The 24,419-nt window shown below is 71.3% G+C and carries 21 protein-coding genes; 5 read left to right on the forward strand and 16 right to left on the reverse strand.

The annotated features are described in order from the left end of the window. Positions 1-620: 620 nt before the first annotated feature. The 15 genes from tyrS to infC all read right to left on the reverse strand — a co-directional run bounded on the left by tyrS (position 621) and on the right by infC (position 16,937). Positions 621-1,988 (reverse strand): tyrosine--tRNA ligase, encoded by a 1,368-nt coding sequence (tyrS, locus tag Q7F20_RS10610; RefSeq protein WP_370871662.1) that lies wholly within the window; start codon positions 1,986-1,988, stop codon positions 621-623. Positions 1,989-2,041: 53 nt separating this feature from the next. Continuing rightward, positions 2,042-2,737, reverse strand: a complete 696-nt coding sequence (locus Q7F20_RS10615) for a DNA-3-methyladenine glycosylase (RefSeq protein ID WP_305740059.1) — start codon at positions 2,735-2,737, stop codon at positions 2,042-2,044. Further along, positions 2,734-4,185, reverse strand: coding sequence for an argininosuccinate lyase (gene argH, locus Q7F20_RS10620; RefSeq protein ID WP_305740060.1), 1,452 nt, complete (start codon positions 4,183-4,185; stop codon positions 2,734-2,736). Before argH ends, Q7F20_RS10615 begins: the two co-directional genes overlap by 4 nt. 74 nt (positions 4,186-4,259) lie before the next feature. Beyond that, the gene (locus Q7F20_RS10625; RefSeq protein WP_305740061.1) at positions 4,260-5,453 is read right to left on the reverse strand and encodes an argininosuccinate synthase; all 1,194 of its coding nucleotides are present in this window, start codon (positions 5,451-5,453) and stop codon (positions 4,260-4,262) included. Positions 5,454-5,468: 15 nt separating this feature from the next. Further along, positions 5,469-6,440 carry an ornithine carbamoyltransferase gene (argF, locus tag Q7F20_RS10630; RefSeq protein ID WP_305740062.1) on the reverse strand — a complete coding sequence of 324 codons (972 nt, stop codon included), beginning with the start codon at positions 6,438-6,440 and terminating at the stop codon, positions 5,469-5,471. Next, positions 6,437-7,660, reverse strand: coding sequence for an acetylornithine transaminase (locus Q7F20_RS10635; RefSeq protein ID WP_305740063.1), 1,224 nt, complete (start codon positions 7,658-7,660; stop codon positions 6,437-6,439). Before Q7F20_RS10635 ends, argF begins: the two co-directional genes overlap by 4 nt. Next, entirely contained in the window at positions 7,657-8,694 is a 1,038-nt protein-coding gene (gene argB, locus Q7F20_RS10640) for an acetylglutamate kinase (RefSeq protein WP_305740064.1), read from the reverse strand. Before argB ends, Q7F20_RS10635 begins: the two co-directional genes overlap by 4 nt. Continuing rightward, a complete protein-coding gene (gene argJ / locus Q7F20_RS10645; RefSeq protein ID WP_305740065.1) occupies positions 8,694-9,893 on the reverse strand; it encodes a bifunctional glutamate N-acetyltransferase/amino-acid acetyltransferase ArgJ in 1,200 nt (399 codons plus the stop codon). The genes argB and argJ overlap by 1 nt, the downstream gene beginning before the upstream one ends. Then, positions 9,890-10,987: an N-acetyl-gamma-glutamyl-phosphate reductase gene (locus Q7F20_RS10650; protein ID WP_305740066.1), complete on the reverse strand. Its 1,098-nt coding sequence runs from the start codon at positions 10,985-10,987 to the stop codon at positions 9,890-9,892. The genes argJ and Q7F20_RS10650 overlap by 4 nt, the downstream gene beginning before the upstream one ends. A gap of 77 nt (positions 10,988-11,064) precedes the next feature. Continuing rightward, positions 11,065-13,557 carry a phenylalanine--tRNA ligase subunit beta gene (pheT, locus tag Q7F20_RS10655; RefSeq protein ID WP_305740067.1) on the reverse strand — a complete coding sequence of 831 codons (2,493 nt, stop codon included), beginning with the start codon at positions 13,555-13,557 and terminating at the stop codon, positions 11,065-11,067. Then, entirely contained in the window at positions 13,557-14,597 is a 1,041-nt protein-coding gene (pheS, locus tag Q7F20_RS10660) for a phenylalanine--tRNA ligase subunit alpha (protein WP_305740068.1), read from the reverse strand. The genes pheT and pheS overlap by 1 nt, the downstream gene beginning before the upstream one ends. 70 nt (positions 14,598-14,667) lie before the next feature. Then, a complete protein-coding gene (locus tag Q7F20_RS10665; protein WP_305740069.1) occupies positions 14,668-15,537 on the reverse strand; it encodes an RNA methyltransferase in 870 nt (289 codons plus the stop codon). A 66-nt stretch (positions 15,538-15,603) separates the two neighbouring features. After that, positions 15,604-15,987: a 50S ribosomal protein L20 gene (gene rplT, locus Q7F20_RS10670; protein WP_022908516.1), complete on the reverse strand. Its 384-nt coding sequence runs from the start codon at positions 15,985-15,987 to the stop codon at positions 15,604-15,606. Between the two features lie 28 nt (positions 15,988-16,015). Beyond that, positions 16,016-16,210 carry a 50S ribosomal protein L35 gene (gene rpmI, locus Q7F20_RS10675; RefSeq protein ID WP_022903519.1) on the reverse strand — a complete coding sequence of 65 codons (195 nt, stop codon included), beginning with the start codon at positions 16,208-16,210 and terminating at the stop codon, positions 16,016-16,018. Between the two features lie 61 nt (positions 16,211-16,271). Continuing rightward, complete coding sequence (gene infC, locus Q7F20_RS10680; protein WP_305740070.1) at positions 16,272-16,937, reverse strand: translation initiation factor IF-3; 666 nt, start codon at positions 16,935-16,937, stop codon at positions 16,272-16,274. 265 nt (positions 16,938-17,202) lie between these two features. Between infC and Q7F20_RS10685 the strand changes: the two genes are divergently transcribed. Then, the gene (locus Q7F20_RS10685) at positions 17,203-17,550 is read left to right on the forward strand and encodes a DUF1844 domain-containing protein (protein ID WP_305740071.1); all 348 of its coding nucleotides are present in this window, start codon (positions 17,203-17,205) and stop codon (positions 17,548-17,550) included. Positions 17,551-17,652: 102 nt separating this feature from the next. Here Q7F20_RS10685 and Q7F20_RS10690 read toward each other — a convergent pair whose 3' ends face one another. Next, positions 17,653-18,924 carry a phosphotransferase gene (locus tag Q7F20_RS10690; RefSeq protein WP_305740072.1) on the reverse strand — a complete coding sequence of 424 codons (1,272 nt, stop codon included), beginning with the start codon at positions 18,922-18,924 and terminating at the stop codon, positions 17,653-17,655. A 149-nt stretch (positions 18,925-19,073) separates the two neighbouring features. On the opposite strand from Q7F20_RS10690, the gene Q7F20_RS10695 reads away from it, so the two are divergent. The 4 genes from Q7F20_RS10695 (at position 19,074) to Q7F20_RS10710 (ending at position 24,367) form a co-directional block, all read left to right on the forward strand. Next, entirely contained in the window at positions 19,074-20,558 is a 1,485-nt protein-coding gene (locus Q7F20_RS10695) for a CHAD domain-containing protein (RefSeq protein ID WP_305740073.1), read from the forward strand. Between the two features lie 4 nt (positions 20,559-20,562). After that, on the forward strand, positions 20,563-21,018 hold the full coding sequence (locus Q7F20_RS10700) for a MaoC/PaaZ C-terminal domain-containing protein (protein ID WP_305740074.1): 456 nt from the start codon (positions 20,563-20,565) through the stop codon (positions 21,016-21,018). 75 nt (positions 21,019-21,093) lie between these two features. Beyond that, the gene (locus Q7F20_RS10705) at positions 21,094-22,995 is read left to right on the forward strand and encodes a glycoside hydrolase family 2 TIM barrel-domain containing protein (RefSeq protein ID WP_305740075.1); all 1,902 of its coding nucleotides are present in this window, start codon (positions 21,094-21,096) and stop codon (positions 22,993-22,995) included. 172 nt (positions 22,996-23,167) lie between these two features. Further along, positions 23,168-24,367: a hypothetical protein gene (locus Q7F20_RS10710; RefSeq protein WP_305740076.1), complete on the forward strand. Its 1,200-nt coding sequence runs from the start codon at positions 23,168-23,170 to the stop codon at positions 24,365-24,367. The last annotated feature ends 52 nt before the right edge of the window (positions 24,368-24,419 follow it).

Below are 24,419 nucleotides of genomic sequence, written 5' to 3' on the forward strand. Positions count from 1 at the left end.
TGTTAAGCACGCCGCCAGCGTTCGTCCTGAGCCAGGATCAAACTCTCCGTAAAAAAATTACAACCAACACCCGAAAGTGCCAGCGAGTTGAAACTGACAAAAAGAACTGTCTACTGACAATTCTGTCTATCCAAAAGGAATTGTCTCCGTACCTCCACAAGTGAAGGCAACGGGGTCAATAAATTGGCATTGACAATGTGCACGCTGTTGAGTTCTCAAGGACCAGACGCACTCCCCACTCGACCTCAGAAGAGGTTCCGCCAGAGAGGCTTTCGTTCTTGGTTTGACCACCGGTGTGTCGTCGGACCCTGAGGCCCAGTGGCTCATCCCGTAGGAGAGAACCGGTGGAGTAGTCATCCTAGGCGTCGAAACGATCCAGCGCAAGGCCGGTTCTGAACTTCAGTGGAGGATGGTCCCGCTTGAGGGCCGGCGTGCTCTGGGCTTTCGCTCCAGCCGCTCCGCCGCACCTTTGGGGTGACGAGTAAGAACTATACGCAGCGTTCGACGGGTGCGCCAAGACGTGCCACATCCCGGGCGTGTCGCGTTCTGCAACATCCGGGTCGGAACGCAGCGATGCCCGGCTCCCACCAGGGGAACCGGGCATCGACGGGCGCGGACGATCAGGAGAGCGTCACGCCGGCGAGGGTCTTCTTGCCACGACGGAGCACGAGCACTCCCCCGGGCAGGGCCAGGTCGGACAGCGGCACGGTCGGGTCCTCGGCGCGAGCGTTGTTCACGTACACGCCGCCCTGGTCGATCGCGCGGCGGGCCTCACCGAGGGACTTCACGAGCTCGGTGTCGACGAGTGCTCGGGCGACGTCGGCATCTCCGGGGAGTGCCACCGAACCGGGGAGCTCCGCGATCGCCGACCGCAGGGTCTCGGCATCGAGTGCCCCGAGGTCGCCGTTGCCGAACAACGCCGCCGAGGCATCGATCGCCGCCTGCGTCGCCTCCACCCCGTGCACCACTGCGGTCACCTCGAACGCGAGGGTGCGCTGCGCCTCACGGCGGAAGGGCTCGTCGGCCACGGCCTGCTCGAGCCGCTCGATCTCGGCGCGCGACAGGAACGTGAACTGTCGGAGTCGCGCGATCACGTCGGCGTCCGACGTGTTGAGCCAGAACTGGTAGAACGCGTAGGGCGAGGTCATCTCCGGGTCGAGCCAGATGGCGTTGCCCTCGCTCTTGCCGAACTTCGTGCCGTCCGAGTTCGTGATGAGCGGGGTGCCCAGCGCGTGCACCGTCGCACCCTCGGCACGACGGATGAGCTCCGTGCCCGAGGTCAGGTTGCCCCACTGGTCCGAGCCACCGGTCTGCAGCGTGCACCCGTACTGCCGGAAGAGTTCGCGGTAGTCGAGTCCCTGGAGGATCTGGTAGCTGAACTCGGTGTAGCTGATGCCCGCGTCTGAACTGAGGCGCGCAGCGACGGCGTCCTTCTTGAGCATCGAGTTGACGCGGAAGTACTTGCCGATGTCGCGCAGGAAGTCGATCGCCGACAGCGGTGCCGTCCAGTCCAGGTTGTTCACCAGCCGGACGCCGTTCTCACCGTCCGGACTGAGGAACCGCGACACTTGCCCCTGCAGGCGCGCCACCCAGTCCCGCACGGTCTCGGGGGTGTTGAGGGTCCGCTCCGCCGTCGGACGAGGATCGCCGATCAGGCCGGTGGATCCGCCGACGAGGGCGAGGGGCTTGTGACCGGCCAGCTGGATCCGGCGCATGGTGAGCAGCTGCAGCAGGTTGCCGCAGTGCAGGGACGCGGCGGTCGGGTCGAATCCGCAGTAGTACGTGATCGGCTCGCCGTCGAGGGCCTCCTTGAGTGCCGTCTCGTCGGTGGAGACGTGCACCAGATCACGCCAGCGCAGTTCGTCCCAGACCGAGGCGAAGGTCGGGTCGTTCTGCTGGCGCGTCAGGACATCGTGAGCGGATTCACTGGACACCCAGCCATCGTAGCGGCGCGCAGGGTCCAGGAGGCGCGGGTCGACTGGGCGCATGCCTCCGGTTCCGGCGCGACGCGGCAGCGGCGGCGCGGCCGTGCCGGCGGGGATCAGTCGAGGGCGCCCTTGTGCCGTCGGTACGCCGACACCGTCGGTTCGCCGGTGAGCCAGAAGCGCCAGGGGAACCCCGCACCGCCGGCGATGCCGCCGACGCCGGTGCGCGGACCGCGGGAGATCCGCCGAACCGGACCGGTCCCCGCCGGTCCGGGAGCGGTCTCGGACAGGAGCTCCTCGACGACGCGCGCCGGTCCGGCGGAAGCGAGCCGCGCCTTCAGGCCGGGAGCGAGCGTCAGCACGTACGGGCCGGAACCGTCGAGGAGGCTGCTGCCGTCGTCCTCACCGAGGGCCGCGCCGAGTGCTCCGCCGAGGTTGCCGGGACCGCGCGCGAGCGCGAGGTCCGCGACGGAGGCGCCGCGTCGGGAGCGGGCCGTCTCGATACCGGCCACCACCTGCGCGCCGCGCAGCAGCGAGCCCGAGGACGTGCCCTCCGGCCCACTGACGACGTTGACGCACGTGTGGATGCCGTACGAGCGGTAGGCGTAGAGCGTTCCGGGCGGGCCGAACAAGTGGCGGTTGCGGGGTGTCGGACCGCGGTGCCCGTGCGAGCCGGGATCGGTGGGACCGAAGTAGGCCTCGACCTCCGTGATGCGCAGGGTGACGCCCTTGCCGGCGATCGTCGCACCGAGCAGCGCCGGTGCGGACACCGGCGCCGGTGCGGACAGCAGCGCGAGCGTGGCGTCGGTCATCGGCGGAAGGGCGCGCCCTCTGCCAGGTCGTGGACGCGCCGGGTGAGCGACGCGAGCTGCTCGGCGACGCGGTCCGGCGCAGTGCCGCCGACGCCTGCCCGGGACGCGACCGAACCCTCGATGGTGAGCACGCCGCGGACCTCGGGGGTGAGGTGTTCCGACACCGTGCGGTACTCGTCGTCCGTGGGGTCGTCGAGTTCGATCCCACGCTCCTCGCAGTACCGGACCAGCGCGCCGGAGACCTCGTGCGCATCGCGGAACGGCACCCCCTGGCGGACCAGCCACTCGGCGACGTCGGTCGCGAGCGAGAAGCCCTGCGGCGCGAGCTCCGCCATGCGGTCGGTGTCGAACGACAGGGTCGCGATCATGCCGGTGAAGGCCGGGAGCAGGACCTCGAGGGTGGCGACCGAGTCGAACACCGGTTCCTTGTCCTCCTGCAGGTCCCGGTTGTAGGCCAGCGGCAGGCCCTTGAGCGTGGCGAGGAGGCCGGTCAGGTTCCCGATGAGCCGGCCGGACTTGCCCCGGGCGAGCTCGGCGATGTCCGGGTTCTTCTTCTGCGGCATGATGCTCGACCCGGTGGAGAACGCGTCGTGGAGCCGGACGAAGCCGAACTCCTTCGTGTTCCAGAGGATGACCTCTTCCGCCAGGCGGGAGACGTCGATCCCGATCTGCGCGAGCACGAACGCGAACTCGGCGACCACGTCGCGTGCTGCCGTGGCGTCGATCGAGTTGTCGGCGGGGCGGGCGAACCCGAGCTCGTGGGCGATCGCCGAGGGGTCGAGGCCGAGCGAGCTCCCCGCGAGGGCTCCGGCCCCGTAGGGGCTGACACTCGCCCGGTTCGCCCAGTCGCGGAGCCGCTCGAGGTCACGGACCAGGGGCCACGCGTGCGCGAGCAGGTGGTGCGCGAGCAGGACCGGCTGCGCGTGCTGCAGGTGCGTGCGACCCGGCATGATCGCACCGGGGTGCTCGTTCGCCTGCTGTGAGATCGCGTCGACGAGGTCGATCACGAGGTGCCCGATCCGACGACCGTGGTCGAGCATGTGCATCCGGCCGAGCGTCGCGATCTGATCGTTGCGACTCCGGCCGGCGCGCAGCTTGCCGCCGAGCTCCGGACCGAGGTCGGCGATGAGGAGTCGTTCGAGGGCACCGTGCACGTCCTCGTCGCTGTCGGCGGGCTGCAGCGTGCCGTCGGCGTGGGCGGCCTCGAGGCGGTCGAGGCCGGCGAGCATCCGCTCGAGCTCGTCGGCCGTCAGGTAGCCGGCCGTGTTCAGGGCGCGGGCGTGCGCGCGGGAGCCGGCGATGTCGTACGGCGCGAGCTGCCAGTCGAAGTGGGTCGATCGGGAGAGCGCGGCGAGCTCGGCGCTCGGGCCGTCCGCGAAGCGGCCGCCCCAGAGGGCGCCGGTGTTGGTGGCGTCGGTCTTGGCGGCGGGCTGGTTCGCGTCGGTCATGGTTCTCTCGTCGTCCGGTCGTGTCGTGTCGGTGTGTCGGTGTGTCGGTGCGCGCGTGCGCGGTCCGCGCTTGGTCAGTTGGCCAGGTCGCGGCGGGCGGAGATCTTGCTCGGCAACGACCAGATGTCGATGAACCCCTTCGACCACGACTGGTCGAAGGCGTCGCCGGCGTCCGCGGTCGCGAGGTCGTGGTCGTACAGGCTCTGGCTGGAGCGGCGTCCGGTCACGACGGCTCGGCCGGCGTGGAGTCGGAGCCGGACGTCGCCGGAGACGTGCTGCTGGGTGTGGGCGATGAAGGCGTCGAGGCTCCGCTTCAGCCCGCTGAACCACAGCCCGTCGTAGACCAGGTCGGCCCAGTCCGACTCGACCTGCCGCTTGTACCGGTTGACGTCGCGTTCGAGGGTCAGGCTCTCGAGCTCTTCGTGCGCCGCGATCAGGGCGACGGCGGCCGGCGCCTCGTACACCTCGCGGGACTTGATCCCGACGAGGCGGTCCTCCACCACGTCGATCCGGCCCACACCGTGCTTGCCGGCGAGCGCGTTGAGCTCCTGCACGACGCGCAGCATGCTGAACCGCTGCCCGTCGATCGCGACCGGGACACCCTGCTCGAAGGTGATCGTCACGTCGTCGGGGTCCTGCGGGACGGTCGGGTCCTGCGTGTAGGCGTAGAGCTGCTCGTCCGGGGCGTTCCACGGGTCCTCGAGGGAGCCGGTCGCCACCGCTCGACCCCACACGTTCTGGTCGACCGACCAGGGTGCACGCTCCGACTGCTCGATCGGCAGACCGTGTTGCTGGGCGTGGACGATCGCCTGGTCGCGGGTGAGCGCGAGGTCCCGCACCGGCGCGAGGCTCGTCAGGTCCGGGGCGAGCGCCGCGACCGCCGCCTCGAAGCGGACCTGGTCGTTGCCCTTCCCCGTGCACCCGTGCGCCACCGTGTCGGCGCCGAGCTGCTTCGCCGTGAGCGCCAGGTGCTTCGCGATGAGCGGACGACTCAGCGCCGAGACGAGCGGGTAGCGCTTCTGGTAGAGAGCGTTGGCCTGCAGCGCGGGCACGAGGTGGTCGCCCGCGAACTCGTCCTTCGCGTCGATGACGATGGACTCCACCGCGCCGCAGTCGAGCGCACGCTGTCGGATCGCCGCGATGTCCTCGCCGCCCTGGCCGACGTCCACCGTGAGGGCGACGACGTCCTTGCCGGCGTCGCGCAGCCGGCCGATGCCGACACAGGTGTCGAGTCCGCCGGAGTACGCGAGGACGACGCGGTCTGCCACTTCGGTCTCCCTCGGTCAGGCGGTCGCGGGGGCGCCGGTCGCGTTCGCAGCGGGTGCGCCGGTCGCGTTCGCTGCGAGGAGCCAGGCGAGCAGTGCCTTCTGCGCGTGCAGGCGGTTCTCCGCCTCGTCCCAGATGATGCTCCGCGGACCGTCGATGACCTCGGCCGTGACCTCGAACCCGCGGTCGGCGGGCAGGCAGTGCATGAAGACGGCGTCGTCGGCGGCGTGCGCCATGAGCTCGTCGTCCACGCGGTACCCGTTGAAGGTGTCGAGTCGCGCCTGCTTCTCGTCCTCCTTGCCCATCGACACCCAGGTGTCCGTCACGACGACGTCCGCTCCGGCGACGGCTGCGACCGGGTCCGTCACGACGAGCACGGACCCGCCGGTCACGGCAGCGCGGCGCTCGGCGTCCGCGACGACCGCGGCAGCCGGGGAGTACTCAGCCGGAGCCGCGACGCGGACGTGCATGCCCGCCGTGGCACCGGCGAGCAGGTACGACTGGGCCATGTTGCTCGCGCCGTCGCCGATGAACGCCACGGTCAGCCCCGCGAGCGTCCCGCGGTGCTCGCGGATCGTCAGCAGGTCGGCGAGCAACTGGCACGGGTGGAAGTCGTCGGACAGGGCGTTGACGACCGGGACGCTCGTGTTCGCCGCCATCTCCTCGAGCCCGGCCTGGCCGTACGTGCGCCAGACGATCGCCGAGACCATGCGCTCGAGGACCCGTGCGGTGTCGGACGGCGTCTCCTTGCCGCCCAGCTGGCTGTTCGCCGTCGAGATTATGAGCGGGCTGCCGCCGAGGTCGGAGATGCCGACGTGGAAGGACACCCGGGTGCGGGTGGACGACTTGTCGAAGATCACCGCGACGGACTGGGGGCCGGCGAGGGGCTTGGCGGCCCACCGGTCGGCCTTCATCTGCTCGGCGAGGTCGAGGATCGCGGACTGCTCGGCCTGGCTCAGGTCGTCGTCGCGGAGGAAGTGGCGGGTCATGCGGAGGTCTCCTGGGTGGCGGCGACAGCGGCCAGGCTCTCGCTGAGGATCGACACGAACTCGTCGATCTCGGCGTCGGACACGACGAGCGGCGGCGCGATGCGCAGGCTCGACTCGTTCGGGGCGTTGATGATCAGGCCGCGCTCGAGCGCTGCCGCGTTGACGGCGGCGGCCACCGGGCCGGTCAGGCCGACCCCGATGAGCAGACCGGTGCCACGGACCTCGTCGACCAGGGGCGAGGCGATGCTCGCGATGCCCGCACGGATCCGCTCCCCCTTCGTCACCGCGCCGGACACGAGGTCCGCGCGCTCGATCTCGGCGAGGACGGCGTTCGCCACCCGGGTACCGAGCGGGTTGCCGCCGAACGTCGAACCGTGCTGGCCGGCCGAGAACAGGTCGGACACCCAGCCGAAGGTGACGAGGGCACCGATCGGGAACCCGCCCGCGATGCCCTTCGCGATCGTGATCGCGTCCGGCTCGAAGCCGTGGCCCTGGTAGGTGAACCAGTTGCCGGTCCGACCGACACCCGTCTGGATCTCGTCGAGGATGAGCAGCGCCCCGTGCTCGGCGGTCAGGCGCCGGGCGGCGAGCAGGAAGCCCTCGGGCAGGTCGACCACGCCGGCTTCACCCTTGATCGGCTCGACGATGAGCGCGGCGACGGTGTCGTCGATCGACTCCTCGAGTGCGGCGACCGTCGAGTCGATGTGCTCGACCCCGGGGACCATCGGCAGGAAGTCCTCTTGCAGGGCGGGTTTGCCGGTGAGCGCGAGCGCACCCATGGTGCGGCCGTGGAAGCCCTGCTTCAGCGCGAGGATGCGGGTCTTCTGCCCTTCGGCGCCCTTGTTGAGCCGTGCGAGCTTGAAGGCGGCCTCGTTCGCTTCGGCACCAGAGTTGCCGAAGTAGACCCGGCCGGCGTCGCCCGCACCCGTGATGCGCTTGAGACGCTCGGCGAGCTCAAGCTGCGGCGGGGTCGCGAAGTAGTTCGAGACGTGCACGAGCTTGGCCGCCTGGTCACTGATCGCCTCGACCAGCGCCGGGTGCGCGTGGCCGAGCGAGTTGACGGCGATGCCGGCGAGGAAGTCGAGGTACTCGTTGCCGTCGACGTCCCACACGCGGCAGCCCGCACCGCGCTCGAGCATGATCTTCGGCGGGGTCAGGGATCGCATGAGCGACGCCCCGAACCGGTCGTTCCAGGTCTCGGTCTGCGTCTCGGTGCTCACTGCTGCGGTCCCTTCTCGGTCGTGCTGGCCACGTGTTGGCCGATGGTGCTGTTCGTCGACGGTGCCGCGACGCGTCGGCCGATCTCGGCGTGGGTCATCTGGTTCTCGGTGCGTCGGCTCGGGTCCGGGATCACCTCGGTGCCCGCCCCGCGCAGGGTGAAGACCTCGAGCAGGATCGAGTGCGGGATCCGTCCGTCGATGATCGTCGCGCCGCCGACCCCGCCGACCACGGCGTCGAGGCACGCGGTCATCTTGGGGATCATGCCCGACTCGAGCGACGGCAGCAGCGCCCGGAGTTCCTCGACCGCGATGAGGTCGACGATCGAGTCGCGGTCCGGCCAGTTGCGGTACAGGCCGGGGACGTCGGTGAGCATCATGAGCTTCGACGCCTTGAGGGCGATCGCGAGCGCTCCCGCCGCGGCGTCCGCGTTCACGTTGAGCGCTTGGTCCGGGTGGGCGTCGTCGATGGCGATGCTCGACACCACCGGGATCCGCCCGGCCTCGATCGCCGCGAGCACACCCGAGGGGTCGACGTGCGTGATGTCGCCGACGTGCCCGAGGTCGAAGTGCTCGCCGTCGACGACCACGCCCTTCTTCTCGCCGGTGAACAGCGAGCCGCCGTCGCCGAAGACCCCGACGGCCAGCCCGTCGCCGTGCTCGTTCATCAAGTCGACGATCTCGCGGTTGACCTCGCCGGCCAGGACGTCCCGGACGACCGTGATCGCCTCGGTCGTGGTGACGCGGTAGCCGCCGCGGAACTCGGACGTGATGCCCTGTTCCTTCAGCGCCGCCGAGATCTGCGGACCGCCGCCGTGCACCACCACCGGGTGCAGGCCGGCGTAGCGCAGGTAGACCATGTCCTCGGCGAACGCCCGCTTCAGGTCGTCGTTCACCATCGCGTTGCCGCCGAACTTGACGACGACGATCTTGCCCGAGAACCGCTTCAGCCACGGCAGGGACTCGATGAGGGTCGCGGCCTTCACGGTCGCGAGCTCGTGCTCTTCTTCCTTCGAGAGGATGCTGTCGTCGGCCATCAGCTGGAGTACGCGCTGTTCTCGTGGACGTAGTCGTGCGTCAGGTCGTTCGTCAGGATCGTGGCCGAGAACGGTCCGACCCCGAGGTCGATGAGGACGTCCGTGTCGCGCGGCGTCAGGTCGACGCGGTCGCTCGGCTCGTCCGGCGCACCGGCGTGACAGACCCGCACGCCGTTCATCGAGACGTCGACGGCGTAGGGGTCGAACTCGGCGTCGGTGGTCCCGATCGCCGCGAGCACGCGGCCCCAGTTCGGGTCGTTGCCGAACACCGCCGCCTTGAACAGGTTGTTGCGGGCGACGCTGCGGCCGACGGTGACGGCGTCGTCCTCGCTCGCGGCGTTCACCACGTGGATCGCGATGTCGTGGCTGGCGCCCTCGGCGTCCTGCTGCAGCTGCCGTGCGAGGTCGGCGCAGACCGCGGTCAGTGCTTCTTGGAAGTCGCCGACCTCTGGCGTGACGCCGCTCGCACCGGAGGACAGCAGCACGACGGTGTCGTTCGTCGACATGCAGCCGTCGGAGTCGACGCGGTCGAAGGTGACACGGGTCGCGGCACGGAGGGCCTGGTCGAGTTCGTCCGACCCGACCACGGCGTCCGTGGTGATCACGACGAGCATCGTGGCGAGCCCGGGTGCGAGCATGCCCGCACCCTTCGCCATGCCGCCGACGGTCCAGCCGTCCTCGGTCACGACCGACTGCTTCGGCTTCGTGTCGGTGGTCATGATCGCGGTCGCGGCGTCCGGACCACCCTCGGCCGACAGTGCCGCGGTCGCGAGGTCGACGCCCCTGAGGACGTTGTCCCGGAAGGTCTGGTCGCCCACACCGATGAGACCGGTGGAGCAGACGACGACGTCGCCGGCACCGATGCCGAGCGCGTCGCCGACGGCCTCGGCGGTCATGTGCGTGGTCTGGAAACCGAACGGACCGGTGAAGCAGTTCGCGCCGCCGGAGTTCAGGACGACCGCGCGGGCGGTGCCGTCGCCGACCGCCTGGCGCGACCAGATCACCGGGTGCGCCTGGGCGCGGTTGCTGGTGAACACCGCTGCCACGGCGGCGTCCGGCCCGTCGTTGACCACGAGCGCCACGTCGGGTTTGCCGCTCGTCTTGAGTCCGGCGGTCACGCCGGCTGCGCGGAAGCCTGCTGCCGCGGTGACGCCCTGGAGGCCCGGGTCGGTGTGGGTGGGCTGGCTTGCGTCGGTCACGGTGCGACTCCGTCCACGCTGAGGCCGAGGGTCTCCGGGAAGCCCAGGGCGATGTTGGTCGACTGGACCGCGGCGCCGGCGGTGCCCTTCGCCAGGTTGTCGAGGGCGCTCACCGCGACGACGCGGCCGGCGGCCTCGTCGACGGCGAGTCCGACCAGGGCGGTGTTCGCGCCGATGGTGTCGGCGACCCGGGGGAACTCGCCCTCGGGCAGGAGGTGCACGAAGGGCTCGTCGGCGTAGGCCTGCTCCCAGGCGAGGCGGACGTCGCGGGCGCTGACACCCGGCGCGAGCTTCGCGGTCGTCGTCGCCAGGATCCCCCGGGACATCGGCACGAGGACCGGCGTGAACGAGATCGTCACGTCGGACGCGCCGGCGACCACGAGGTTCTGCTGGATCTCCGGGATGTGCCGGTGCTTCCCGCCGACCGCGTAGGCGCTCGCGGACCCCATGATCTCGGATGCCAGGTAGGTGTTCGCGAGCTTCTTGCCGGCACCGCTCGGGCCGACGCTCAGCACGGCCACGATGTCGTCGGACTCGACCAGCCCTGCCTGCACGCCCGGCTGGATGCCGAGCGTCACCGCGGTCACATTGCACCCGGGGACGGCGATCCGCTTCGTCCCCACGAGTGCCGCCCGCTGCCGACCCTGCGCCTGGATGTCGTCGACGTCACGCCATTCGTCCGCCGACCCCGGCGTCGGTGCCGCGTGCAGCAGCTCCGGCAGGCCGTAGGTCCACGCGCCGTAGTAGTCGCCGCCGTAGAACGCTTCCCACGCCGCCGGATCCGTCAGCCGGTGGTCCGCGCCGCAGTCCACGACGAGGGTGTCGTCGCCGAGTTCCGCGGTGATGGCTCCGGACTGCCCGTGCGGCAGCGCGAGGAACACCACGTCGTGTCCGCGCAGGTTCTCCGCCGTCGTCTGCTCGAGGGTCAGGTGCGACAGCGACCGCAGGTGCGGTTGCGTCGCGATGAGCGGCTGTCCGGCGTTCGAGAACGCCGTCACCGTCCTGACGTCGAACTCGGGATGGGCGGAGAGCACGCGCAGGAGCTCACCGCCCGCGTAGCCGGAGGCTCCCGCCACGGCGACGGATACGGACATGGGATTCCACCTTTGGTCGGACTGGTCGTCGAGAGAGTCGGAGGCGGCGGCCCCGGGCGGTGCTGGTCCCGGTGGGATCAGTCGCGCAGGGTCGCCCCGAATCGCTCGCCGGCACGTCGGACGGCGCCGTCACGGGCCTCGGTGGCCTCGGCAGCGGTCAGCGTGCGGTCCGTGGCGCGGAAGCGCAGCGCGAACGTCAGGGACTTCTGTCCCTCGTCCACGCCGGTGCCCCGGTAGTCATCCACGAGGCGAGCATACTCCAACAGCTCTCCGGCACCAGTGCGCACCGCATCGAGGACGTCACCGGCCGGAACGTCGGCATCCACCACCAGCGACAGGTCCTGCGTCGCCGCGGGGTAGGACACGATCGGCGCCACCGACACCAGGTCGGGCGCCGCGCGGACCAGGGCGTCGAGGTCGAGTTCGACGACCGCGACGACGCGCGGCAGGACCGCTGCCTCGGTCAGCTCGGGCAGGAGTTCTCCCGCGACGCCGACGACGGTGCCGTCCACGAGGAGTGAGGCCGCACGGCCTGGGTGCAGGGACGGGTGGGTCGTCTGCGCCACCGTGAGCTCCACCCCGACCGCCCAGGCGACGGCGCGTGCGACGTCGAGTGCGTTCGCGATGCCGTAGGGCTCGGGCTGGACGCCGGGCTGCTTCACGACACGGTTGCCGGTCAGCAGCGCGGAAACGTGGAAGGGCTGCGGCGGCAGGGATGCGTCGAGTGCGGCGAGGGTGTCGCGGTCCGGCAGCGCGGCCCCTGGCGGGACCGTGTCGGTGCCGAGCGTCTCGCCGGCGACCGGCAGGAAGACCCGCGAGGTCTCGTACAGTGCGACGTCCACGAGCCCCCGGGACACGTTGCGGCGAGCGGCGTCGACGAGTGCCGGCACCCCGCTGCGACGGAGGAGGCTCTGCTCGCTGTCCAACGCGTTCGCGAGGACCACGCTGGGGCCGCCCGTGCCGTCGATGCCCGGGTAGGCGTCCTGCGTCGCCTGCGACACGAAGGGTGCGGTGACGACCTCGACCAGTCCGTCGGCCGCGAGCGCCGCGGCGACGCGACGACGTGCCTGCTGGTGTCCTGTCAGACCGCGCCCGGGAGGCGCGACGGGGAGGACGCTCGGGATGCGGTCGTACCCGACGATGCGCGCCACCTCTTCGACGAGCGTGGTGTCGTCGGTGAGGTCGGGGCGCCAGGTCGGCGGGACCACGACGAGCGTGTCGCCGTCGACGTCGACCGACGCACCGATCGCGCGCAGGGTCTCGATGACCTCGGCGTCGGTGTAGTCGACGCCGACGAGCTCGGCCGGACGCGCGAGGCGCATCGTGACCGCCGGACGCGCTTCGGTGTCGACGAGCGTGGAACCGAGTGCGTCCGCGGTGCCGCCGGCGAGTTCGACGAGGAGCTCGACCGCGCGGTTGGCCGCGGCCTCGGCCACGAGCGGGTCCACACCGCGCTCGAAGCGTCGGGACGCCTCGCTCGGGAGCTTGTGCCGACGCGCGGTGCGGGCGATCGAGGTCTGGTCGAAGCCCGCGGCCTCGATCAGGACGTCGGTGGTGGTGCCGGAGATCTCGGTCCGGGCACCGCCCATCACGCCGGCGAGACCGACGGGGCCGGAGTCGTCGGTGATGACGAGGTCTTCCGGGTCGAGCGTCCGCTCGACGTGGTCGAGGGTCGTCAGGGTCTCGCCGGGAGCGGCACGCCGGACGCCCAGCCCGCCCTGGAGGGTCTGGAGGTCGTACCCGTGCAGCGGCTGGCCGAGCTCGAACATGACGTAGTTCGTGATGTCGACGGGGAGCGAGATCGATCGGACACCGGCGAGGGCGAGCCGGGACACCATCCACGCCGGGGTCTTCGCGGTCGGGTCGATGCCCCGGACGACGCGGGTGACGAACGTGTGCGCGCCGACCCGGCCGCGCACCGGGGCCCGGTCGTCGATCACGACCGGGAAGCCCTCGGCGCTGCGGGGGGTGACCCGCTCGACCGGGTCGTGGAAGGTCGCGCCGGTCGCGTGGGCGTACTCGCGAGCGACACCGCGCATGCTCAGCACGTACCCGCGGTCCGGGGTGACGTTGATCTCCACCGCGGCGTCGTCGAGGCCGAGGAGCGCGATGGCGTCCGCGCCGACCTCGGGCTCCATGCCGAGGTCGGCGAAGCGGAGGATGCCGTCGTGCTCGTCACCGAGGCCGAGTTCGCGCGCCGAGGCGATCATGCCGTCGGACACGTGCCCGTACGTCTTCCGAGCGGCGATCGGGAACGGTCCGGGCAGGACGGCGCCGGGGAGCGTGACGACGACGAGGTCGCCGACGTCGAAGTTGTGCGCACCGCAGACGATGCCGCGGGGCTCGGGCTCGCCGACGTCCACCTGGCACCAGTTGATCGTCTTGCCGTTCTTCTGCGGCTCGGGCTCGCGCTCGAGCACCCGGCCGACGACGATCGGGCCCGCGAGGTCGTAGGTGTGGACGTCCTCTTCCTCGAAGCCCACCGACACGAGCGCCGCGTGGACGTGCTCGAGGGTGACGTCGTCGGGGAGGTCGACGGACTCGCCGAGCCAACGGAGTGGGACGCGCATCAGACCACCGTTCCGAACTGCTGCGAGAAGCGGATGTCGCCCTCGAGGAAGTCACGCATGTCGTTCAGGCCGTTGCGGAACTGCAGCGTCCGCTCGATGCCCATGCCGAACGCGAAGCCCTGGTACTCGGCCGGGTCGATGCCGGCGGCGCGCAGGACGTTCGGGTTGACCATGCCGCAGCCACCCCACTCGACCCACCGAGCGCCGCCCTTGGCGTTCGGCTGCCAGACGTCCATCTCGGCGCTGGGCTCGGTGAACGGGAAGTAGTTCGGGCGGAGGCGGATCTGCGCCTCGGCCCCGAACATCTGGCGCGCGAAGTGCTCGAGCGTGCCGCGCAGGTGCGCCATCGTCAGGCCCTTGTCGATCGCGATGCCCTCGACCTGGGTGAAGACCGGCAGGTGCGTGGCGTCGAGTTCGTCGGCGCGGTACACCCGCCCCGGGGCGATGACGTAGAGCGGGAGGTCACGCGAGAGCAGCGAGCGCACCTGCACCGGCGAGGTGTGCGTGCGCATGACGAGGTGGCGCTCGACCGGCTCGACGAAGATCGTGTCGGCCATGGCCCGGGCGGGGTGGTCCGGGTCGAAGTTCAGCGCGTCGAAGTTGAACCACTCGTGCTCGAGCTCGGGCCCTTCCGCCACTTCCCACCCCATGCCGACGAAGATGTCGGCCACGGTCTCGTTGAGGAGCGACAGCGGGTGGCGCGAGCCGGGCGTGCGGCGGACCGGGAGGGCGGTGACGTCGACGCGCTCGGCGTCGAGGCGTGCGCGCTCCTCGGCCTCGGCGAGGACGGACTCCTGTTCGGCGATCGCCTGGTTCACCTGCCCACGGGCCTGTCCGACGAGCTTGCCCGCGGCCGCCTTCTGCTCCTTCGGCACGGTGCGCATCGACGCGTTCATCCGCGCCAGCGCGGACTGTTCGCCGGTGTGCTCGGCCCTGGCCTGCTTCAGCTCGGCGACGGTCGTCGTGGCGCGGACCGCCGCGAGGGCCCGGTCCACGGCGTCGGCGACGGCCGATTCGCTGATCTCGAGAGGTTCTGACACGAGACCCAAGCCTACCGGCCCGTGGGATACCGCCGTCCTGTACCGGACGGTCTGGGGAGGAGTCGCCCGATCAGTCGCCTGTGGAGGAACGAGCCGTGCGCTGCGCGAACGCCGATTCGTACAGGCAGACGGACGCCGCCGTCGCCAGGTTCATCGACTCCGCCTTCCCGTAGATCGGCACCTTCACCGCCCGGTCGACGAGGGCGAGGTCCTCGCTGGTCAGGCCGCGGGCCTCGTTGCCGAAGACCCAGGCGGTCGGGCCGTCGAGCATGCCGTCGGCGCGGACCTCGGGCAGGTCGTCGCCGGAGACGTCGGCCGCGAGGATCGTGTACCCGAGGCCGCGGGCACGGGACACCGCGTCGGCGAGCGTCACGCCGACCGACACCGGCACGTGGAAGAGCGAACCCGTGGTCGACCGGACGACCTTCGGGTTGTACGGATCGACACTGCGCCCGGTGAGGACCACCGCGTCGGCGCCGGCGGCGTCGGCCGCACGGATGATGGTGCCGGCGTTGCCGGGGTCACGCACCTCTTCGAGGACGGCGACGATCCCCGGCAGGTCGACCCGCGCCTCCTGGTCGGCACCGCCGTCGGTCTCGACGACCGCAGCCGCGTCGGGGAAGACGTCCTTCACCGACGTCGGGAACTGCTGGCACACCGCGACGACGCCCTGCGGCGTCACCGTGTCGGCCATCGCGTCGAGGACCTGTTCGGTCACGAACCACGTGTCGACCGGCGCGTCGTCGAGGCCGTAGCGCGCGGCCGCCGTCGGGGTCACGTAGAGCTCGCGGAGGAGCTCCGGACGGTACTCGATCGCCTCGCGCACTGCCTGCGGCCCCTCGAGCAGGAACAGGCCCGTCTCGGCGCGCACGTCCTTCTTCGCCAGCGCTGCGACGGCACGGACGCGGCCGGCCTTGGGGTTCTCGAGGAGATCGCTCACGGGACAAGTCTAGGAACGACGAAACCCCCGCCGGACCGGCGGGGGTTTCGTGAGCAGAAGAACCGACTACGCAGCCTTCGGGGCCGAGGTGTCGGCCGGGAGCGCCTTCTTGGCGGTCTCGACGAGCGCCGCGAACGTCTCGGGGTTGTTCACCGCGAGGTCCGCGAGGATGCGACGGTCGACCTCGACGCCGGCAAGGCCGAGGCCCTGGATGAGGCGGTTGTAGGTCAGGCCGTTCGCGCGCGACGCGGCGTTGATGCGCTGGATCCAGAGGCGACGGAACTCGCCCTTCTTCGCGTGACGGTCGCGGTACGCGTAGACGAGGGAGTGGGTGACCTGCTCCTTGGCCTTGCGGTACAGACGCGAACGCTGACCGCGGTAGCCCTCGGCGCGCTCGAGGATGACGCGGCGCTTCTTGGCGGCGTTGACCGCTCTCTTTACTCGTGCCATTGATCTATTCCTTTACGTTCTGCGGGGCTCAGTGGCCGAGGAGCTTCTTGACGTTCTTCGCGTCAGCCTTGGCGAGGACCTGGTCCTCGTTGAGGCGGGCCTTGCGCTTGGCGCTCTTGACCTCGAGGTTGTGACGCATACCGGCCTGCTGCTTCATGATCTTGCCGCTGCCGGTGACCTTGAAGCGCTTCTTCGACCCGGAGTGGGTCTTCTGCTTGGGCATGGTGGTGCCTTTCCGTGGGATGGATGGGGAGCCGCGTCGTTGCGGGATCGGTCGGTGGGACCTATTCGGCGGGAGCTTCGGCCTGCGAGGGGGCGGGAGCGACGTCGGTGGACTCGTCCTTGCCCTTCGCAGCGTGCTCCGACGCACGACGCTCGGCCTTCTGAGCAGCACGCTTGGCGTTCTGCTCGCCCTTGACGTCGGACTTGTTCTTGAGCGGGGCGATGATCATCGTCATGTTGCGGCCGTCCTGGGTCGGACGGGACTCGACGACGCCGAACTCGGCGATCTCTTCCGCGAACTTCTGGAGGAGACGGACACCCTGCTCCGGACGCGACTGCTCGCGACCACGGAAGAGGATCATCGCCTTCACCTTGTCGCCACCGAGGAGGAAGCCCTCGGCGCGCTTGCGCTTCGTCTCGTAGTCGTGCGTGTCGATCTTCAGGCGGAACCGGACTTCCTTGAGGTCCGTGTTGACCTGGTTGCGACGCGCTTCCTTGGCCTTCTGCGCAGCCTCGTACTTGAACTTGCCGTAGTCCATGATCTTGGCCACGGGCGGCTTCGAGTTCGGGGCGACCTCGACCAGATCCAGTTCGGCTTCCTGCGCGAGACGCAGGGCCATGGCGATCGGGACAACGCCGACCTGCTCACCCTGGGGGCCGACGAGTCGGACCTCGGGAACGCGGATTCGGTCGTTGGTGCGGGGATCGGGAATGCGGAGCTCCTTCAATCAGGTGGTTGCCGTCCGGAGCTGTTGCCCTGGACGACGGCACGAGAGAGGAGATCTGACGCACGGATCGAGACCCGTTCGGCAGCCGCCCGACGCCGACCCCTGCGGGTCAGCCGACCGGCGCGGACGCCGGTGGAGCGGTTGGGACCCGGTAGCCTGGTGGTGCACGGCCGCGGGTGGGAGAGACTCCTCTTTCACGATGCTGTCCGACCGCCCGAAGGCGCACGGATGCATCTGCCGCGGACGAGTCTAGCAGAGGAGCACCGTGACCGACACCCCATCCCCCGAGCCCGACGAGGCCGCCCGCGACATCTCGGAGGTGCCGGCCGTCGAACTCATCAACACCGTGGCCGTGCACCTCCTCAGCGCGGCCGCCGTCAAGGTCGGGCTCGCGGACGACCCCGAGGAGCAGACGGACCTCGACGAGGCGCGCAAGCTCATCACGGCCCTCGCGGGGCTCGTCACCGCCGCGGCGACGGAGATCGGCGACCACCACGCCCGCCCGCTGCGCGACGGCCTCCGCTCGGTGCAGCTCGCCTTCCGCGAGGCGTCGAGCATCCAGGACGCGCCGGGCGCCGGTCCCGGTGAGAAGTACACGGGCCCCGTCAACTGACGGACGCCACCGGTCGGCGGACGGGAGGCGCGGTGCGGGCCGGCACCGCGCCTCCCGTCCCCCACATGGTCGCGCTCACACCCGCATCGTGCGCTCCGACGGTCAGGCCGCGCTGCGCGCGACCAGGCGCGTGACCGCGCCGAGCGGGATGCCGACCCAGTCGGGCCGATTCCGCGTCTCGTAGACGACCTCGTAGACCGCCTTGTCGAGTTCGAACGCGTCGAGCAGGTCCCGGTGGGCGCGCAGGTCCGCCCCCGTCCCCTGCTGGTAGCCCTCGAGGAACGCCGACCGCGCTTCCTGCGCCCACGCCCCCGCGTCGACGGGGTCGGCGTCCTGGGCGAGCGAGCCCTGGACGTAGTCGAACGAGCGCAGCATGCCCGCGACGTCGCGGAGCGTGACGTCCGGGAGCGAGCGCTCGGTGAGCGGGCGGAGCGGTTCGCCCTCGAAGTCGAGGAAGACCCAGCCACGGGGTTCCGGGGCGGCGAGCACCTGCCCGAGGTGCAGGTCGCCGTGGATGCGCTGCAGGTCGGGCCAGTCGGCGTCGGCGGCACGGGCGTAGACCGCGCGGACGGTGTCGACGTGCGGAGCGATCGCCGGAGCCTCCTGTGCTGCGGCATCGAGGCGGCGGTGCATCGTCGCGATGGCGGCGGCACGGCGTTCCTCGTCGGCGGGCTCGGTCGGCAGCGCCTCGGCGAGGGTGCGGTGCACCTCGGCGAGCGCGAGGCCGAGTCGCTCGGCGTCCGGGGCGAACGGGGTGCCCTCGCGCGCGTCCGCGAGCGCGACGCGCCAGGCGTCCTGCAGGCCGGGCAGGAACTCCTGCGCGAAGGCGAGGTGCCCGCTCGCGGTGCCGTCGGCGCGCCCGGGGTCCGGCCAGCTCCCGCGGAGGGCGCCGTACACACGCGGCACCCGGGCGCTGCCGGCGGCGGAGAGCGCGAGCTGCGTGGTCACGTCCGGGTTGTCGCCGTGGTGGAGCACGCGGAAGACCTTCACGATGACCTCGGCGCCGGTCTCGGTCTCGCAGATCACCGAGGTGTTCGACTGTTCGCCGGCGAGCACCCGGGAGCTCCGCACGGTGCCGATCGGGACGAGGCTCTCGTCGTCGGCGTCGATGCGCGCCGCCAGGGACCGGATCCAGGCCGGGTCGGCGGTGGCGTCGCGCACGGCCCCGGTCGCGTCGGGGCTGACCGGCGACTGGTAGAGGACGGGGCCGGTCGGTGCGTCGTCGAGCACGAGGCGTGTCCCGGCGGGCTGCGCGACGGTGCGGAGCCGCGGCGTGGAGCCCTTCGCCGTGTACCAACGCTGGTGGGCGATCCAGCCCTCGAGGGTGCGGTCGGTGGGGTCGCCGGGGGCGGGGACGGGTGCCTCGTCGCTCATGGGGCGAACCGTACGCGCCGGGGGCTGTGGATGGTGCGCCGGGGCGGGCCGGTCATGATCCTCCTCCACATCGCGTCGGTCCGGATGCGGCATCCACAGAACGCGCCGTACCGGGTGACGGGCGCTCTGGGCCGGACGACACTGACGCCATGGAGATCCCGCACCCCGAGCCGCTCGGCCGCACCGACCCCCGCCGCACGTGGCGCATCGCCGACGATCGGCGACTGCCCGCCCTCGAACCCTTCGCCGACCGCGTCCACCGGCACGATCCCGTGGTGCTGCGTGAACACCTGTGGGACACCGACGACCGGGTGCTCGCGGCCGAGGGCGTCGAGCTCCTGGCGTCGGACGTCGGGTGGAGCGTCGACCGGGGTGACGGGCCGGTCCCGGTGGATCCGGACCACGAACCGCGCGACGTGGTCGAGGTCTTCCTCCGGGGCCGCCCGGTCCGCGTCGTCCGGGTGCGGGACACCGTGACCACGCTCGTGGAACTCCGCGGACGTGACGGGCGGCTCCGGGCCGAGGTGGCGGACGTCCGTGTGGACGAGGGCGAGCCCGACGGCGCCGTGCTCCGGTCGTCCCGTTGGTGGGCGCTGAGCGACGACGGGCGCGACGGAACGGTCTCGCGGGCTGCGGAGCGGGCCCTGGCGGACGCCGCGGAACCCGGCCCTGGCGGTGGGGTGCGGGGTGCGGCCGGGCGCTCCGGCGAGGGGCGCTCGACCGGCCCTGGCCCGACGGAGCGCCGGAAGGGGACCGCGGCGCGCCCACGACGCGGTTCCGCGGCCGCCGCCCTGCGGACGGTGCTGCGATCGTTGCGCGCCGACCTCGTCGCGATCGACCCGAGGGTGCGCGCCGACGAACACGGGGCGGTACACGACCTCCGGAAGGTGCTGCGCCGACTGCGCAGTGTGCTGGCCGCGTACCGGGGCGCCCTCGACCCCGACGCGACGGAATCCCTTCGAGCCGAACTGGCCGAGGTCTCGCGTGTGGCCGGCATCGCCCGCGACGCCGAGGTCCTGGGTGACCGACTGCTCCGCACGGCCGGCCGTGCTCCCGAGGGCTTCGTGGACGTCGCCACCCTCGACCGGATCGGCTCGCAGGTCGCCGGGTCCCGGGCTGCGGCGACCGCCGACCTGCTGCGGACGCTGCGCTCGGCGTCGTGGTTCCGGGCGCTCGACCGCCTCGACGACCTCGTCGCCGGTTCACCACGGGGACCGCACGCCGACGACGATGCGCGTGCGTTCGCCGTTCGACGCATCACACGGGAGCGGAAACGGGTGGTGGCGGCGATCGACGACGCCGGCGGGACGCTCGACGACCTGCACGAGGTCCGGAAGGCGGCGCGACGCCTGCGGTACGCCTCGGAGGCCGCGGGCGACGGCGCCGACCTCGGGAAGCGGCGCCTCGGGTTGCTGCGCCGGGTGCAGGACGGCCTCGGCGAGGTGCTCGACGCGGCGCACGCGACCGCGGCCCTCCGGGAGCTCGCGAGCCTCGCGGCGGAGACCGGAGCGGACACGTTCGGCGACGGCGTCCTCGCGACGATCGAGCACGCTGTCGTCGAGCGGGAACAGGAGCGGGTCGAGCGCCTCGTCGCCCGGCTGCGGTCGCGGGTGACGGCCGGTCTGCGAGGATGACCGGGTGCCGCACTACCTCGAAGACCTCGCCGCCGGACAGACCTTCACGACCCCGGGTCGGACCATCACCGAGGCGGACGTCGTGTCGTTCGCCTCGTGGACGAACGACAACAACCAGGTCCACACCGACGTCGAGTTCGCCGCCAAGACCCGGTACGGGCAGCGGGTCGTGCACGGGCTGCTCGGCACCTCGCTCTGCCTCGGGTTGATCGCGCGCACGGGGGTGTTCGAGGGGTCGGCCGTCGCGCTGCTCGGCATCGACCAGTGGCGTTTCACGGCGCCGGTGTTCATCGGGGACACCCTGACGTGCGACGTCGAGATCCTGTCGACCCGGCTGACGAGCTCCGGGAAGACCGGCATCGTCGAGCGGACGGTGTCGCTGCGGAACCAGCGCGGCGAGATCGTGCAGCAGGGCCGGATGGACGTCATGGTCCTGACGCGCGACGCCGCGATCGGCTGACCCGCCGGAGGGAAGCGCGCAGGGAATCGTTGCCCCGCTCTTTACAACGATGTACAGCCGGGCCAGCATGGATGCATGAGCACGCTCGACGGCATCGTCGCCGCACCTGACACCGCTTCCCCGCAGGCCCTCCCGCTCGCCACCCGGCAGGACGGCACGTACCCCCGGCCGCAGATGCTCCGCGCGCACTGGGCCGACCTCGACGGCACGTGGTCCTTCCGCAACGACGGCGACGACACCGCCTGGCGGACCGGCTTCCCGGATGCGCGGGACATCGTCGTCCCGTTCCCGCCCGAGTCGGTCGCCTCGGGCATCGACGAGCCGGGCTTCCACCCCGTCGTCTGGTACTCCCGCACCATCGGCCGCGCCGAGCTCGAGGCCGCCGGGCACGGCGCGGAAGCACCGCGACTCCTGCTGCACTTCGGCGCCGTCGACCACCGTGCCCGGGTCTGGATCGACGGCCATTTCATCGGCGAGCACGAGGGCGGCCACACGCCGTTCTCGTTCGACGTGACCGACGTCCTGACGGGCGACGGAACCGGCACGAGCGCGGCCCCCGGTACCGACACGGATGTCGACGCCGTGCACACCCTCGTCGTCCGCGCCGAGGACGACCCGCACGACCTCACCCAGCCCCGCGGCAAGCAGGACTGGCACGAGGATCCGCACGCCATCTGGTACCGCCGGACCACCGGCATCTGGCAGACCGTCTGGCTCGAGGCGGTGCCGACCACGTCGATCGAGTACCTCCGCTGGACCAACCTCGACCACCAGACGCTCCGCCTCACCGTCCGGCTCGCCGGGGTCCGGACCGGCGGCGAGCGCCTCCGCGTCGACGCCCGCTGGGACGAGCGCGACGAACACCTCGCGACGATCGAGACCGCGCTCGGCGCGACGACGAACGAGTTCGACGTGCTCGTCCCGATCGCCCGCCAGACGAACGGGCAGGCCGAGGACGAGCTGCACTGGACGCCGGAGACACCCCGCCTCGTCGATGCCACCGTCACCCTGCTGGCAGCCGGGGGCGACCGCACGGTCGACGCCGTCGCGTCCTACTTCGGTGTGCGGACGGTCGGGGTCGACGGCGGCGCGTTCCTCCTCAACGGTCGGCGCTACGACGTCCGCAGCGTCCTCAACCAGGGGTACTGGCCGGACTCGCACATCGCGGCACCCTCACGCGAGGCGCTCCGCCGCGAGGTCGAACTGATCAAGGAGCTCGGCTTCAACGCCGCGCGCAACCACCAGAAGATCGAGGACCCGCACTTCCTCTACTGGGCGGACCGGCTCGGCATCCTGGTGTGGGGCGAGGCACCGGGCGCCTACGCGTTCTCGCCGCGCGCCGTGCAGCGACTGATGCGCGAGTGGATGGACGCCGTCGAGCGCGATGCATCACACCCGTCGATCGTCACGTGGGTCCCGGCGAACGAGAGCTGGGGCGTGCAGCACATCGCGACCGACCCCGCGCAGCAGGCCTACGCGCGGTCCCTGGCCGACGTCACGCGGGCGATCGACCCGACACGACCCGTGATCTCGAACGACGGGTGGGAGCACCCGGACTCCGACATCATCACGATCCACGACTACGAGGGCGACGGGCCCCGGCTCGCGGCGACCTACGCGGACGACGCGGCACGCACGGTGCTGGTGAACGGCATCGGGCCGGCCGACCGCCGCATCCTCGTCGGAGGCGCGGTCGACCGCGGGCAGCCGGTGATGCTCACCGAGTTCGGCGGCGTGAACTACCAGCCCGGGGTCCAGCGCGAGGACGGCTGGGGCTACACCTCGGCGACGGACGGCGACGACTGGGTCGCACGCATCACGGCGCTGTACGACGCGATCCGGGCGAGTTCGTTCCTCGCCGGGTCCTGCTACACGCAGCTCACGGACACGATGCAGGAGACGAACGGCCTGCTGAACGCGGACCGGAGCCCGAAGGTGCCGATCGAGCAGATCCGGCGCGCGATCACCGGTCGGTGACGCTGCGCGTGTACCGGGAGGCACGCCTCCAGTGAGCAGGAATGGTCGGGTCCGACGCGGGGACTCGACCATTTCTGCTCACCCTCGCCAGCACGGCGAGGACGGCGAGGGCGGCGAGGCGGCGGGGACGGGGACGGCACGGCCCGCGCAGTGGACGTGCGAGGATCGGGCGGTGACGAGCGCCGGGGAGACGAGCCGCGCCTCCAGGTCCGCCCTGGAGGCACGCCACAGCACCTGGACCACTCCCCTGCTCCTGTGGATGGCCTCGCGCGTGGTCAGCACGGTCCTGCTCGCGGCGGTCTACGTCGTGGCGACCGCGCACGGCTGGCCGTTCGCGTCGTACCGGCGCGATCCGTCCTTCTTCACGTTCTCGGGGTCGTGGGACGCATCCTTCTACCGGACCATCGCGGAGCACGGGTACCCGAGCACGCTGCCGCTCGACGACGCGGGGCACGTCCTCCCGAACGCCTGGGCGTTCCTGCCGGTCTTCCCGACGATCGTGCGTGCGGTGATGCCGCTGACCGGCGGGTCGTTCTGGGTCGCCGGCGTGATCGTCGCGACGCTCGCCGGGGCCGGGGCGTGCGTGCTGCTCTACCGACTGGTGCTCGCGGTGGGCTGCTCCCACCGTGCGCGGTGGGCGACCGCGCTGTTCGCGTTCGGTCCGACCGCGTTCCTGCTGCAGGTGGCCTACGCCGAGAGCACGTTCCTGCTGCTGTTGTTCGGGGCGCTCCTGGCGCTCGTCCGCCGACGCTACTGGCTGGTCGCGCCGCTCGGCCTCGTGGCGGCGTTCACGAAGCCGGGAGTGCTGGCGTTGGCCGTGGCGCTCGGGGTGCACCTCGTCGTGCGGTGGGTGCAGGAGCGTCGGACGCTCCCGGTGCGGGACGCCGTGGCGATCGTGGTGTCGGGGCTCGTGGTGGCGGCGGCGGGGCTGGCGTGGCCGGTCATCGCCTCCGCCGTGACCGGTCGGCCGAACGCGTACCTCGACACCGAGCTGTCGTGGTGGGTGGGGTTCGTGGGACGGCAGCACTTCGCGCCGCTCACGCCGTGGTTCACGATGGCGGGGACGTGGCTCGGGCCGCTCGGGATCGTGCTCGTGATCGCGGTCCTCGCGGGTGCGGTGTGGTTCTGGACGCGGCGATCGGTCCGGGCACTCGGGATGGATGTCTGGGCGTTCACCGCTGCGTACGGGCTGTACCTCGTGGCGGTGTTCCTGCCGCAGCAGTCCCTGCCCCGGCTGCTCATGCCGATGGCGCCGCTGCTCGGGTCGGACGTGTTCGTGCGGACGCCGCGGCGGGCGGTCGTGTGGCTCGTCCTGGGCGTGTGCCTGCAGCCGGTCGCGATCGTGCTGCTCTGGTTCCTCGGGTATCCCTGAGGCGCGGGCGCGCGGGCGCGCGGGCGCGCGGGCGCGCGGCGCGTGCGCAACG

Origin of the sequence: Curtobacterium sp. A7_M15 (genome assembly GCF_030705415.1) — a bacterium.
In the GTDB taxonomy this organism is placed as follows: domain Bacteria; phylum Actinomycetota; class Actinomycetes; order Actinomycetales; family Microbacteriaceae; genus Curtobacterium.

Coding starts and splice junctions, on each gene's coding strand:
- tyrS (WP_370871662.1), bottom strand. CDS start 1,988: ATGCGCCCAGTCGACCCGCGCCTCCTGGACCCTGCGCGCCGCTACGAT.
- Q7F20_RS10615 (WP_305740059.1), bottom strand. CDS start 2,737: ATGACCGACGCCACGCTCGCGCTGCTGTCCGCACCGGCGCCGGTGTCC.
- argH (WP_305740060.1), bottom strand. CDS start 4,185: ATGACCGACGCGAACCAGCCCGCCGCCAAGACCGACGCCACCAACACC.
- argF (WP_305740062.1), bottom strand. CDS start 6,440: ATGACCCGCCACTTCCTCCGCGACGACGACCTGAGCCAGGCCGAGCAG.
- argB (WP_305740064.1), bottom strand. CDS start 8,694: ATGGCCGACGACAGCATCCTCTCGAAGGAAGAAGAGCACGAGCTCGCG.
- Q7F20_RS10650 (WP_305740066.1), bottom strand. CDS start 10,987: ATGTCCGTATCCGTCGCCGTGGCGGGAGCCTCCGGCTACGCGGGCGGT.
- pheT (WP_305740067.1), bottom strand. CDS start 13,557: ATGCGCGTCCCACTCCGTTGGCTCGGCGAGTCCGTCGACCTCCCCGAC.
- rplT (WP_022908516.1), bottom strand. CDS start 15,987: ATGGCACGAGTAAAGAGAGCGGTCAACGCCGCCAAGAAGCGCCGCGTC.
- rpmI (WP_022903519.1), bottom strand. CDS start 16,210: ATGCCCAAGCAGAAGACCCACTCCGGGTCGAAGAAGCGCTTCAAGGTC.
- Q7F20_RS10690 (WP_305740072.1), bottom strand. CDS start 18,924: ATGAGCGACGAGGCACCCGTCCCCGCCCCCGGCGACCCCACCGACCGC.
- Q7F20_RS10695 (WP_305740073.1), top strand. CDS start 19,074: ATGGAGATCCCGCACCCCGAGCCGCTCGGCCGCACCGACCCCCGCCGC.
- Q7F20_RS10705 (WP_305740075.1), top strand. CDS start 21,094: ATGAGCACGCTCGACGGCATCGTCGCCGCACCTGACACCGCTTCCCCG.